Here is a 12,422-nt window from a genome sequence, read left to right on the forward strand (position 1 = left end):
GAATGGCTGAATGGCTGAATGCAGTGTTAGCTTGGGATAAATGATCGCAATAAAATTGCATTTATTCCCCAAAAGAGGAATGGTTTTTCTTTGAGCTTATCCGTTAGTATCAATAGACAGATCGTGCTAGGTTGTGTTCTTTATTCTAATAATAAGTAATGTTGGTTCTGTTTACACTCCGCCATTCTCCGATATAGAGAGTGGCTTTTTTTAGTTTTGCTAAAAGCTAACCCATAAAAAAAGAGCTGTCGAAACAGCTCTCTTTGTCCAATCAAAGCAATTAAGCTTGCTGGATACCCGCAACAACCCAATCTTGTTGTGAGCCAGCAGGCTTCACAAAATGCCAGATTTCAGCAAATGGTTGTGGCAAGCTATTTAAGTCTTCACTGACTGTACCGGTAAAGCGAACGCTAACAAGATATTGACCATTTTCAGTGGTGCTTTCAACAACCATTGCATTGAGGTTACTGAATTCGGCAACGTCTTGGTCTTGGTTCGCCATAATGTCGCTGTACATTGAATTATAAAGTTCAGGTGTCAAATAACGACGAATTTCTTCGACATTGCTCGCACTGTTTACCGACTGAATGTGGTTAAAACGTTGACGTGCGATACGCAAGAATGCAGCAGGTTCAGTACCATCTGGTAATTGGTTACCACTACTCATTGATGCAGCACCAAATGGCGCTTGTGGAGCAGCAGCGCCACCAGCGACAGATTGACCAAAGATATTGGTGTTGTCAGTTGCTGCTTGACGTGTCGCAGGCTGAGGTGGGGTTTGACGGCCAAAGTTATTTTGACCGCCATTGTTTGGTGCGTATGGATTATTGGCTGCTAATTTTTTTTTTGCGCCTAATTTGCGGAAAACAAAGAAGGCGATCGCTGCAGCAAGAAGAACCCAAAGCCAGCTAGGAATGCCACCTTTTTCTTCCTGTTGCTGTGCTTGAGCATTAGCCTGTTGCTCAGTTGCTGTTGGATTTTGTTGCTTGTCATCTGCTAATGCATTGGCTGCAACTGCACCCACTGCAGCACCAGCTACACCCGCAGCAACCATTGTACCTACGCCTGGACCAGATTTCTGTGGTGCAGTTTGTTGTTGAGGTGCTGGAGCTGCTTGACGAGATGGCTGGTAAGATTGGCTAGATGAACTAGATCTGCTCATGCCGTGGCTTTTACCACCACCTGCACGTTTTGCTTCCGCAAGCGGTGCAGCAACCAAAGTTGCCATTAAAAGAGCTGCCATCAAGCCACGCTGGTGTACTTGCATCGAAAATTCCTATTTAAATCCAATTTGTAAATGTATTTATGCATGTATTTCGATGGAATTTCAATAACAAAAGTATGTTTTTTTATGTCAAATGATTACCCTAATTCATCACTTAGCTGCATGGCTTCAGTCAGGGCTTCATGCAAACGGGCTACAGCAATGATTTGTACGCCATCAATCGACTTTTGTGGTGCATTTCCTCGAGGTAAGATCACATACTTAAAGCCATGTTTTGCTGCTTCTTTTAGGCGTTCTTGACCATTCGGTACAGGGCGAATTTCACCCGAGAGCCCGACTTCGCCAAAGACTGCCAATTGCTGTGGCAAGGCTTTGCCTCTTAAACTTGAAGCACATGCCAGTAGTACCGCTAAGTCAGAACCCGTCTCGGTAATTTTTAAACCACCGACTACATTGACATAGACATCTTGTCCTGAGGTTTGTACGCCACCATGTCGATGCATGACTGCCAGCAGCATATTTAAACGGTTTTGTTCCAAGCCGAGAGCGACTCGACGGGGTTGCCCATGCGCATCATCAACGAGAGCCTGAACCTCAACCAGTAGTGGGCGCGTTCCTTCACGGCTAATCATTACGATAGAGCCCGGAATGGCTTCATCATAGCGGCTCAAGAAAATAGCCGATGGATTGGCCACTTCACGTAGACCTTTATCGGTCATCGCAAATACACCGAGTTCATTGACTGCACCAAAACGGTTCTTCACAGCACGTATCATGCGGTAACGAGAGTCAGATTGTCCTTCAAAATAAAGCACACAATCGACCATATGTTCTAAAACACGTGGACCCGCTAATGCGCCTTCTTTGGTGACATGACCCACCAGGAATAAAGCAGTGCCACTATTCTTTGCAAATCGAGTCAGTAGGGCAGCAGATTCACGGATTTGTGAGACCCCACCAGGTGCTGATTGTAATGTTTCGGTATATAAGGTCTGAATTGAGTCCAAAATTGCAACAGCAGGGCGTTCTTGTGCCAACACTTCGCAAATGCGTTCGACACAGGTTTCCGCCATCACCTTAAGTGAGTCTGTGGGTAGATCTAAACGTTGAGCTCGTAAGGCAACCTGTGAAAGTGATTCTTCACCCGTCACATAAAGTGCCGAACTTTTTTTACTGGCCATATGGGTGGCGGTTTGCAACAGGATAGTGGATTTGCCAATCCCAGGATCACCACCGATCAATACTACTGAACCAATGACTAGGCCACCACCAAGCACACGATCGAATTCGCTAATGCCTGTCGGAACACGGGTTTCATTGGAGACTGTAACTTGATTGAGCGTGGTAATACTGGCTGCTTGCCCCGCATAGCCGCCTATTTTAGGTTGACCACGATGGGTAACCACTGGTTCGACACGGACTTCCAGTAAACTATTCCATTCGCCGCATTCAGAACATTGCCCAGCCCATTTGGGATGATCTGCACCACATTGTTCACATCTGTAAACGGATTTAATTTTTGCCATAAGATAAAATTGAAAACTTTCTTAAAATTAGATAAAAAAGAGTCAGGACGAAAATTTCTAACAACGCTGATCGTTCTTTATAAGGATAAAACAAGAAGACAGTACGGTTTCGTCACTGGTTGGTTAAAGGGAAGTGCTCAGGAAAATAACATGATATACAACTTATAGACAGTGTGTTTTTAGCATTCATTTTTTTGTTCAATTCACTTTTTCCATGGATGGTATAGGTGTGTTCGCTTATTTGTTGTCATGAGATTTTGATCGAATGGCATAGATATTGCTCATGCTCAGACGAATGGGAATTTAGCAGTGGCTATTTTTTCAAAATATATAATAAAGGTTGATGTCTATGAGTGCAGCAGAAATTGTAAATTGGGTAAATGGAATTATCTGGAGTCCAGCGCTGATCTATTTATGCCTAGGTGCTGGTTTGTTTTTTTCTATTTTAACTCGGTTTGTACAGGTTCGCCAAATTAAGGAAATGGCAAAGCTGTTAATTAATGGTTCATCCTCCGCGCAAGGAATTTCCTCATTCCAAGCGCTGGCAGTCTCCTTATCTGGACGTGTCGGAGTGGGGAATATTGCAGGGGTGGCGGCAGCAATTGGATTCGGTGGTCCAGGTGCTGTGTTTTGGATGTGGTTGGTTGCATTTTTGGGTGCAAGTACCGCTTATGTTGAGTCAACTCTCGGTCAAATTTATAAGGTCGAATATCAAGGTGAATATCGTGGTGGACCTGCATTTTATTTTGACCGTGGCTTAGGCCAGCGTTGGTTAGGGATTCTCTTTGCGATTGCTGCAATTATTTCCTGTGGTTTATTCCTACCCGGTATTCAAGCCAATGCGGTCGGTAATGCGTTTACCCAAATTACAGGTCAGGGCGCCATCGTATTTGGTAATGTCGGTACTTATAAATTATTGGCCTTAATCGTGATTGTTTCTTTATTGGCAATCATTATTTTTGGTGGAATTAAACGTATTGCACGCTTCGCAGAGTTCGTTGTTCCATTTATGGCCTTGGGTTATATCTTGATGGCCGTGATTATTGTGGCGATGAATATCCAAGAATTGCCTGGCGTGATCAAACTCATTTTTGAAGATGCATTTTCGCCAATGGCAGGGATTGGTGCCGCCATTGGTTGGGGGGTAAAACGCGGTGTTTACTCCAATGAGGCAGGACAAGGTACAGGACCGCACGCTGCTGCAGCCGCAGAAGTTCAGCATCCAGCACAACAAGGTTTTGTGCAAGCCTTCTCCATTTATGTTGATACGCTATTTGTGTGTTCTGCAACAGCTTTTATGATTTTGATTACTGGTATGTATAACGTACAGGGTACTTTAGAAGCTGGGCAGTTTATCGTACAGAATGTTGCGCCTGGCACTGAGATAGGTTCACCAGCATTTACGCAAATGGCGGTTAGCACAGTGTTTGGTGGTTTTGGTCAGATATTTGTTGCCTTGGCAGTGTTCTTCTTTGCCTTTACCACGATCGTGGCCTATTACTATATTGCTGAAACAAACATCACTTATCTGAGCTATATCACCAAAACGCCATCTCTTTTATTTATCACCAAATGTTTCATTATGATTTCTGTGGCTTATGGCGTACTCAGTGCAACAGGTTATATTTGGGGGATTGGTGATATTGGGGTCGGTCTGATGGCATGGATTAATATCATCGGTATTATCGTGACCTATTTTGTATGGAAACCGACCATTAAGGCTTTACGTGACTATGAAGAACAACAAAAAGCAGGAGTTAAGGAGTTTACATTTGATCCAATTAAATTGGGTATCCGTAATGCAACTTTTTGGGAGGAGCGTCTCAAAAATAAACAGAAGCAAACTTCTAATGATTGAATTATAAATCAATATTTTCTTGAGTAGAAAAAGAGTGGCTTAAATCGCCACTCTTTAATTTTGAAGTACCTTTTTATGACTGATGAGTTGCCCTCATAAGTTCATTGTATTGTTTTGGCCTTGTGCGTATGATCGAATTCGATTGTATTTCACTTGAAAAAAATACAGGTAAAACATTTCTTAGCTAAAGCAAGCCCACTCATGAATAACGAGAAAAGATACTAAAAATGGTACGAATCGTTGTTCGGCGTTGTTTCAGCTAATGGACTAAAACACTGGAGAGTTTTTGTAAAATGTCGAATCAAAATCTGAGTGAGGCTGCTGAACAAAGCGGACTTCACCGTAGCCTATCTAATCGACATCTGCAGTTGATTGCGATTGGCGGTGCCATTGGAACAGGGTTGTTCATGGGATCTGGTAAAACTATTAGTTTAGCTGGACCATCAATTCTATTTATTTACATGACCATTGGTTTGATGGTGTTCTTCGTAATGCGTGCATTAGGGGAGCTATTACTATCCAACCTTAACTACAAATCTTTTATCGATTTATCGACGGATTTAATTGGCCCTTGGGCTGGTTATTTTGTTGGTTGGACCTACTGGCTCTGTTGGGTCACCATTGGTATCGCAGATTTATCGGCCATTATTTACTATCTGGAATTCTTTAATGGTGGTGAGTCATTTACACCATTGGGCGGTTTACTGATTAGTACTGTTGCGATTGCTTTTGTACTGGGCTTGAACTTGGTCACCGTAAAACTATTCGGTGAAATGGAGTTCTGGTTTGCGATGGTGAAGATCACCGCGATTATTGTCCTGATTGCTGTTGGTTTATGGATGATCTTTACTGGATTTACCAATGCTTCTGGTACGGTTGCAAGCGTTTCCAATCTTTGGACACATGGTGGCATGTTCCCGAAAGGTTTAGATGGCTTCTTGGCAGGCTTCCAGATTGCGATTTTCGCCTTTGTTGGGGTGGAATTGGTCGGAACCACGGCTGCTGAAACACAAGATCCGAAGCGTAACTTACCAAAAGCGATTAACTCGATTCCAATCCGTATCATTATTTTCTATGTATTGGCATTGTTCGTGGTGATGTGTGTAACACCGTGGGATCAGATCAATCCTAAAGTCAGCCCATTCGTTAACATCTTCTCACAAGCTGGTATTGCTTCTGCGGCGATTATCATGAACCTGGTGGTGTTATCGTCAGTGATGTCATCCATGAACAGTGGTGTATTCTCAACTAGTCGTATGTTGTTTGGTTTATCAACGGATGAGCAAGCACCGAAGTTGTTTGGTAAATTATCGAAGTCTGCAGTTCCTGCAAAAGCTTTGATTTTCTCATCAATCTGTATCTTTATTGGCGCATTCGTTCAGTTTGTTTATAAATTACAAACGGGCACCAATGATGAAGTGACCGCATTTACTTTAGCAACAACGCTCTCTACGATTCTGTTCATCTGTGTATGGATGATCATTATGTGGAGTTATATCAACTACCGCAAAAATCGTCCTGAACTACATGCGCAATCAACATTTAAATTACCTGGCGGTGTGTTTACTTGTTGGGTGGTGATTATTTTCTTCCTTGCAACGATCTACTTCCTTGCTTTGGATGAAACGACGTTGGAATCACTCAAAGTCAGCCCGATCTGGTTTGTTATCTTGGCAATTGGTTATTTCTTCTATAAGAAAAAGTAATTCTTTAGCCGATTTAACACAAAACGCCGACCTCAAAGTCGGCGTTTTTTTATGGTTATTGTTTGATTCATTCAAGTTTAGACTTTAGCCGATCTAATGATCACGCTATACTGCTCCGAATTGTAAAAGTTAGGTGCACAGATGCTTAAAGTCATTTGTTCTATCAGTGTGTTGCTGAGCAGCGTTATTTTAACTGCATGTGGTCAGTCAGGTGCATTGCAATTACCGTCTGATCAAAATCAGGATAAGCGCGCAAAATATCTGCTTTATAAAAATGAAGCAGCTCAGGCTAAGGCTTCATCTGACGCAAAAGCAGATCAAGCAGAGGTAGAACGCCAAGCAACATCGTCAACGACTCAATCACAGACCATCTCACCTTAAGTTTGTAAATAAGGACATCTTCATGAGTTTCACTCGCATTAATGGAGTATTGCACGCTGAGCAATGTTCACTGGATCAGCTCGCACAGCAATATGGCACGCCTTTATATGTTTATTCAAAAGCAACTTTTGAAAAGCATTATTTGGATATGCACCGTGCTTTTGATTTTATTGATCATCAAATCTGTTTTGCGGTGAAGTCAAACTCAAATTTGGCTGTTCTGAGTGTATTGGCAAAGGTGGGTGCGGGTTTTGATATCGTAACTGGTGGGGAACTGGCTCGTGTACTGGCAGCAGGCGGTGAACCATCGAAAATCGTATTTTCTGGTCTAGGTAAATCTGAAGCTGATATCGAAAAAGCCTTAAATGTTGGGATAGCTTGCTTTAATGTTGAATCACATGCCGAGCTAGATCGTATTCAAAAAGTTGCAGCAAAACTTGGCAAAAAAGCACCAATTTCGTTACGTGTAAATCCAGATGTAGATGCCAAAACCCATCCTTATATCTCAACGGGTTTGAAAGAAAACAAGTTTGGTATTCCAAGTGATACGGTTGATGAAACTTATCAATATGCTGCATCGTTACCGAATCTTGAGATTGTCGGGATTGATTGTCATATCGGTTCACAATTGACTGAAACTAAACCTTTTGTGGATGCACTTGATCGTGTCATTTTAATGATTGAGCAATTGAAAAGCTTGGGTATCAACCTCAAACATATTGATATCGGTGGTGGTTTGGGTGTGCGTTATAAAGATGAAACGCCACCAAGTGTTGAAGAGTATGCCAATTCAATGCGTCCAGCTTTAGAAAAGTTGGGTCTCAAAGTATATATGGAACCGGGGCGTAGTATTTCTGCCAATGCAGGTGCATTAGTCACCAAGGTAGATTTACTCAAACCGACCAATCATCGCAACTTTGCCATTATTGATGCCGCGATGAATGACCTTATTCGTCCTGCTCTATATGAAGCGTGGATGGATATTCAGTCGGTTAATCCAAATCCTGATGTTGAAGTTAAAACTTGGGATTTAGTCGGTGCCATTTGCGAAACTGGTGATTTCTTGGGTAAAGAACGTGAGTTGGCACTTCAGGAAAATGATGTCTTAGCAGTGTTGGGTGCAGGTGCTTATGGTTTCGTAATGAGCTCTAATTATAATAGCCGTGGTCGTGCTGCCGAAGTTATGGTCAGTGGTGATCAAGCCTATTTAATTCGTGAGCGTGAAACCATAGAATCACTCTGGGAAAAAGAGCATTTGTTGCCTGAGGAGTAAATTAAGATGTATTTAGAATTTACCAAAATGCATGGGTTGGGCAATGATTTTATGGTCGTTGACCTTGTGACCCAGCGTGCTTATTTAGATACAGTGACGATTCAGCGTTTAGCCGATCGTCATTTTGGCGTGGGTTTTGATCAACTATTGATTGTTGAACCACCTGATTTTCCAGATGTCGATTTTAAATATCGAATTTTTAATGCCGATGGTTCTGAAGTCGAGCAGTGTGGTAATGGGGTACGTTGTTTTGCTCGTTTTGTACATGAGCGTCAACTCACGACCAAAACCAAAATCCGTGTGCAAACCAAAGCAGGGATTGTCGAACCTGAATTGGGTGCCAATGGTTGGGTTCGCGTCAATATGGGGCCCCCGAAATTTCTTCCAGAAGAAATTCCGTTTGTTACGCAAGAGCATGAAGATATTGAAGGTTTATACGCACTGGAACTTGCAGATAATCAGAGCATTAATATTGATGTTGTGAATATGGGTAATCCGCATGCTGTGACCATCGTACCAGATGTGCTAACCGCTGATGTTGAGCGTATTGGTCCACAAGTGGAATCACATGCGCGTTTTCCTGCACGTGTGAATGCTGGATTTATGCAAATTCTGGATGAAAAGCATATCCGTTTACGTGTGTTTGAGCGTGGTGTAGGTGAGACTTTAGCCTGTGGTACAGGGGCTTGTGCAGCAGCAGTCAGTGGTATGCGCCGTGGTTTGCTAGCAAATGAAGTTGAAGTTCAGCTTGCAGGTGGTAAGTTACATATCGCTTGGCGTGAAGGTGATGTAGTTTGGATGACTGGTCCAACCACACATGTTTATGATGCCCGTTTGGATCTTAGATATTTTCAAGGCTAAAGTTGAAATCACTAAACACTCCTAAATAGGGGTGTTTATCTTTAAAAAGAAAATTATAATTTTAAAGGATAAGAATGAATCATTTAGCCTTTCTTGCGGGCGCATCAGGTAATACTCAATTTTGGAATCCTCTGATTGCACAGCTTCCTCATCATTATACAAAGCAAGTGATTACTTATCCTGGTTTTCATGGGGTGGCAACAGATCCTGATATTCACAGTTTTGATGATCTGAGCCATTATGTACTTGAACAGATTCAACAACCTTCTATTCTGATTGCCCAATCCATGGGTGGGATTTTTGCCATTGCAGCAGCATTACAAAAAACAGAATTAGTTAAAGGTTTGATATTGATCGCGACTTCAGGCGGAATTAATTTAAACCGATTTCAAGTTCAAGATTGGCGGCAGTTTTATCAGCAAGAATATATTGAATATCCTGACTGGTTCGTAACAACGAAAGTCGACTATGAGCAAAATTTACCAGATATCGATGTGAACACTTTATTGATCTGGGGCGATCAAGATCCGATTAGTCCGATTGAGGTTGGACAATATTTAAATCAGATTCTGCAAAAATCTAAACTCTATATTGTTGATGGTGGTGATCATCAGTTGGCAGAACAATGCGCTGATGAAGTCGGCATACAGATAAACGATTATTTAAAAAATTTAGAGCGTGATTGAAATTGCTATTGAGCGTGCTGATCACAGCACGCTTTTTTATTGTTTATCGTTTGCTGAATGCGAGTTTTAGCGCAAACAAAATAAAAATACTGCCTGTGATGTGATCCATGTAGCGAATAAATTTGGGCTGCTTTAAATACCCTGAAATTGATTGCATCGCAGAGATGAGGAAGATTGACCAAATAAATCCAATCATGACATGAATCATCACCAGTCCCATGGTCCAGATGACTGGAGATGAAGACTGTGGAATGAACTGGGGAAGGAAAGAAATATAAAAAATACCGACTTTGGGATTGAGCAAATTGCCCCAGAAGCCTTTAATAAACCAGTTTTGAGTCGTTGTAGAATCATTTAAACCTGCGAGTTGGCTACGAGGCTTTAGAATAAGATTAAGTCCTAACCACGTGAGGTAAATTGCCCCCATCCATTTTAAGGCATTGAAAGCCAGATCAGATGCCATCAACAATGCACCTAAACCACAGGCCACAATCATTCCCCATACAATACAGCCAAGATTAATCCCCAAAGCAGCTTGGAATGCTTTGGCTTTACCTTCCAAGGTCGCAGTGCGAATAATCAGTGTGGTATCTAGACCGGGAGTAATGGTCAAGAGGGTGATTGCGATGAGATAGGGAATAAGCATTGTTGTCATCATGGTAGCGCCACTCAAAACTTGAAATTTATTGTATTACACAGGCATCAATTCTTCGATATCGCTTTAGCGATAAATCGCAGTAAAGTTTGTTAGACTGTAGCTGTTGGTATAGGTATAACACTGGAGAGCAACTTGGAAAGCCCTGAAAAACTGCTATCCATGTGGTTAAAAGAACGGATGATTCAAAATCAATCTGAACATACCATCTCGGCTTATCAACGTGATTTAACCGATTTCTTTAAGTTCTGCGAATATAAACAACTGCAACTCCAAGATATTGAAGCATCGGATTTGAGAGAGTATCTGGCTAATCGGGTTGAACGAGATCAATTGAGTAGTAGTAGCTTGCAGCGTCATTTAACTTCAATTCGCCAATTTATGAAGTGGGCGGAACAAGGTCAATATTTGGGACAAAATCCATCCGAAGATTTTAAATTAAAGCGTCAACCACGACCTTTACCAGGCATGATAGATATTGAGACTGTACATCAGATCTTAGATCAAGTAGCTCCTGAGAAACCTCTTGAACAACAGCTATGGTTGCGTGATAAAGCCATGCTTGAACTGTTATATTCAAGTGGTTTGCGTTTAGCTGAACTACAAGGTTTAACAGTTAAAGATATTGATTTTAACCGACAGCTTTTACGTATTACAGGTAAAGGCAATAAAACGCGTATTGTTCCTTTTGGCTTGAAGGCCAAAGACAGCTTGGTTGAATGGTTGAAAATCTATCGAATTTGGCAAGGTAGTTTTAATGCCGACTCAGCTGTTTTTATCTCACAACGTGGTAATGCCTTAACACCGCGTCAAATTGAAAATCGGGTCAAGTTGCAAGCACAACGTGCAGGTGTGAATGTCGATTTGCATCCACATTTATTAAGACATTGTTTTGCTAGTCATATGCTATCTGCCAGTGGTGATTTGCGTTCTGTACAAGAAATGCTTGGACACAGTAATTTGTCGACTACCCAGATTTATACCCATGTTGACTTTGAACAACTGGCAAAAGTGTATGATCAAACCCATCCACGTGCGCAAAAAAGCTAAATCTTGATATATTATGTTGCAAAATTGAGCGTTTAATGGTCGACTACTTTTCCCGTTTATTTCTGGTATTCGTTTAATTGCTGTTCTTACTTAATTGCCACGTTTTTGCAAAATCCAAAACACTTGTAATTTTGCTAGAAACGATCCGTTACAGATCATCCTTATTTAAATCAAAATGCCTGTTTTAGATCATTGAATTTTATAAAATATTAAAAAAATCAAAGTTTAATATTCATCACATTTATAAACTAAATTTGTAGCACCAATAATTATTTTCAATATGTGAACTGAGCGTTTCATCTTTTTTATTGCCATAGCGGAAATTGTGACTTGACCGAAATGCCAAATACATTGCAAGATAGGGCACCTAAAAAGTTTCAATCGAAGAGTTAGAATGCTCTTCATTACATTTACTTGCTTAGAACAGCCGAGGATTACATGAAGGCTCTTGTCGCTGTAAAACGTGTGGTTGATGCCAACGTAAAAGTTCGTGTTAAGCCGGACAATAGTGGGGTTGACCTTACCAACGTTAAGATGTCAATCAACCCATTCTGTGAAATCGCAGTGGAAGAAGCGGTTCGCTTAAAAGAAAAAGGAACAGTTTCTGAAATCGTTGTTGTTTCAGTGGGTTCTAAAGACGCTCAAGAACAAATTCGTTCTGCAATGGCTTTAGGTGCTGATCGCGGTATTTTAGTTGAAACTGCTGATGAAGTTGGCGCTTTAGAAGTTGCTAAAATCTTGAAAGGCGTTGTTGATGCTGAAAAACCAGAACTTATCCTTCTTGGTAAACAAGCAATTGATGATGACTCTAACCAAGTAGGTCAAATGCTTGGTGCTTTACTCGGTGCTGGTCAAGGTACTTTCGCATCTGAAGTTAAAGTCGATGGCGGTAAAGTTCAAGTAACTCGTGAAGTTGACGGCGGTCTACAAACTGTTGAGCTTGCACTTCCTGCAATCATCACTACTGACTTACGTTTGAATGAGCCACGCTATGCTGCTCTTCCAAACATCATGAAAGCGCGTAAAAAACCGCTTGATACTAAGTCACCTGCTGATTATGGCGTTACAACAGGCACTAAGCTTAAAACAATTAAAGTTGAAGCTCCTGCTGAACGTAAAGCTGGCGTACAAGTGAAGTCTGTAGACGAGCTTGTTGAAAAATTGAAAAACGAAGCGAAAGTGATCTAATACAGAAGGATAA

The 12,422-nt window shown here is 41.5% G+C and carries 11 protein-coding genes; 8 read left to right on the top strand and 3 right to left on the bottom strand.

Annotated features, from left to right (window positions below; genetic code table 11):
- Nucleotides 1-280: 280 nt before the first annotated feature.
- Both B2727_RS17105 and radA read right to left on the bottom strand, forming a co-directional pair.
- A complete protein-coding gene (locus tag B2727_RS17105; protein ID WP_033134666.1) occupies nucleotides 281-1,267 on the bottom strand; it encodes a Tim44 domain-containing protein in 987 nt (328 codons plus the stop codon).
- Between the two features lie 95 nt (nucleotides 1,268-1,362).
- Complete coding sequence (radA, locus tag B2727_RS17110) at nucleotides 1,363-2,751, bottom strand: DNA repair protein RadA (RefSeq protein WP_004805571.1); 1,389 nt, start codon at nucleotides 2,749-2,751, stop codon at nucleotides 1,363-1,365.
- 349 nt (nucleotides 2,752-3,100) lie between these two features.
- Between radA and B2727_RS17115 the strand changes: the two genes are divergently transcribed.
- The 6 genes from B2727_RS17115 to B2727_RS17140 all read left to right on the top strand — a co-directional run bounded on the left by B2727_RS17115 (nucleotide 3,101) and on the right by B2727_RS17140 (nucleotide 9,516).
- Nucleotides 3,101-4,609, top strand: coding sequence for an alanine/glycine:cation symporter family protein (locus B2727_RS17115; RefSeq protein ID WP_005205053.1), 1,509 nt, complete (start codon nucleotides 3,101-3,103; stop codon nucleotides 4,607-4,609).
- Between the two features lie 293 nt (nucleotides 4,610-4,902).
- The gene (locus B2727_RS17120; protein ID WP_005205050.1) at nucleotides 4,903-6,315 is read left to right on the top strand and encodes an amino acid permease; all 1,413 of its coding nucleotides are present in this window, start codon (nucleotides 4,903-4,905) and stop codon (nucleotides 6,313-6,315) included.
- A gap of 141 nt (nucleotides 6,316-6,456) precedes the next feature.
- Nucleotides 6,457-6,696 (top strand): LPS translocon maturation chaperone LptM, encoded by a 240-nt coding sequence (lptM, locus tag B2727_RS17125; RefSeq protein ID WP_005321941.1) that lies wholly within the window; start codon nucleotides 6,457-6,459, stop codon nucleotides 6,694-6,696.
- Between the two features lie 22 nt (nucleotides 6,697-6,718).
- Entirely contained in the window at nucleotides 6,719-7,969 is a 1,251-nt protein-coding gene (gene lysA, locus B2727_RS17130) for a diaminopimelate decarboxylase (protein WP_005205045.1), read from the top strand.
- A 6-nt stretch (nucleotides 7,970-7,975) separates the two neighbouring features.
- Nucleotides 7,976-8,830 carry a diaminopimelate epimerase gene (gene dapF, locus B2727_RS17135; protein ID WP_005205043.1) on the top strand — a complete coding sequence of 285 codons (855 nt, stop codon included), beginning with the start codon at nucleotides 7,976-7,978 and terminating at the stop codon, nucleotides 8,828-8,830.
- Nucleotides 8,831-8,904: 74 nt separating this feature from the next.
- A complete protein-coding gene (locus B2727_RS17140; RefSeq protein ID WP_033134665.1) occupies nucleotides 8,905-9,516 on the top strand; it encodes an alpha/beta fold hydrolase in 612 nt (203 codons plus the stop codon).
- A gap of 43 nt (nucleotides 9,517-9,559) precedes the next feature.
- On the opposite strand, the gene B2727_RS17145 is transcribed toward B2727_RS17140, so the two are convergent.
- Nucleotides 9,560-10,171 carry a LysE family translocator gene (locus B2727_RS17145; RefSeq protein ID WP_033134668.1) on the bottom strand — a complete coding sequence of 204 codons (612 nt, stop codon included), beginning with the start codon at nucleotides 10,169-10,171 and terminating at the stop codon, nucleotides 9,560-9,562.
- A 162-nt stretch (nucleotides 10,172-10,333) separates the two neighbouring features.
- Here B2727_RS17145 and xerA point away from each other — a divergent pair, with 162 nt between their 5' ends.
- Nucleotides 10,334-11,221 carry a site-specific tyrosine recombinase/integron integrase gene (gene xerA, locus B2727_RS17150; RefSeq protein ID WP_162180603.1) on the top strand — a complete coding sequence of 296 codons (888 nt, stop codon included), beginning with the start codon at nucleotides 10,334-10,336 and terminating at the stop codon, nucleotides 11,219-11,221.
- A gap of 438 nt (nucleotides 11,222-11,659) precedes the next feature.
- The gene (locus tag B2727_RS17155; RefSeq protein WP_033134663.1) at nucleotides 11,660-12,409 is read left to right on the top strand and encodes an electron transfer flavoprotein subunit beta/FixA family protein; all 750 of its coding nucleotides are present in this window, start codon (nucleotides 11,660-11,662) and stop codon (nucleotides 12,407-12,409) included.
- Nucleotides 12,410-12,422: the final 13 nt, after the last annotated feature.

The sequence above is a fragment of the Acinetobacter sp. UBA991 genome (assembly GCF_002292065.1).
GTDB lineage: Bacteria > Pseudomonadota > Gammaproteobacteria > Pseudomonadales > Moraxellaceae > Acinetobacter > Acinetobacter higginsii.

Coding starts and splice junctions, on each gene's coding strand:
- B2727_RS17105 (WP_033134666.1), bottom strand. CDS start 1,267: ATGCAAGTACACCAGCGTGGCTTGATGGCAGCTCTTTTAATGGCAACT.
- radA (WP_004805571.1), bottom strand. CDS start 2,751: ATGGCAAAAATTAAATCCGTTTACAGATGTGAACAATGTGGTGCAGAT.
- B2727_RS17115 (WP_005205053.1), top strand. CDS start 3,101: ATGAGTGCAGCAGAAATTGTAAATTGGGTAAATGGAATTATCTGGAGT.
- B2727_RS17120 (WP_005205050.1), top strand. CDS start 4,903: ATGTCGAATCAAAATCTGAGTGAGGCTGCTGAACAAAGCGGACTTCAC.
- lptM (WP_005321941.1), top strand. CDS start 6,457: ATGCTTAAAGTCATTTGTTCTATCAGTGTGTTGCTGAGCAGCGTTATT.
- lysA (WP_005205045.1), top strand. CDS start 6,719: ATGAGTTTCACTCGCATTAATGGAGTATTGCACGCTGAGCAATGTTCA.
- dapF (WP_005205043.1), top strand. CDS start 7,976: ATGTATTTAGAATTTACCAAAATGCATGGGTTGGGCAATGATTTTATG.
- B2727_RS17140 (WP_033134665.1), top strand. CDS start 8,905: ATGAATCATTTAGCCTTTCTTGCGGGCGCATCAGGTAATACTCAATTT.
- B2727_RS17145 (WP_033134668.1), bottom strand. CDS start 10,171: ATGACAACAATGCTTATTCCCTATCTCATCGCAATCACCCTCTTGACC.
- xerA (WP_162180603.1), top strand. CDS start 10,334: ATGTGGTTAAAAGAACGGATGATTCAAAATCAATCTGAACATACCATC.
- B2727_RS17155 (WP_033134663.1), top strand. CDS start 11,660: ATGAAGGCTCTTGTCGCTGTAAAACGTGTGGTTGATGCCAACGTAAAA.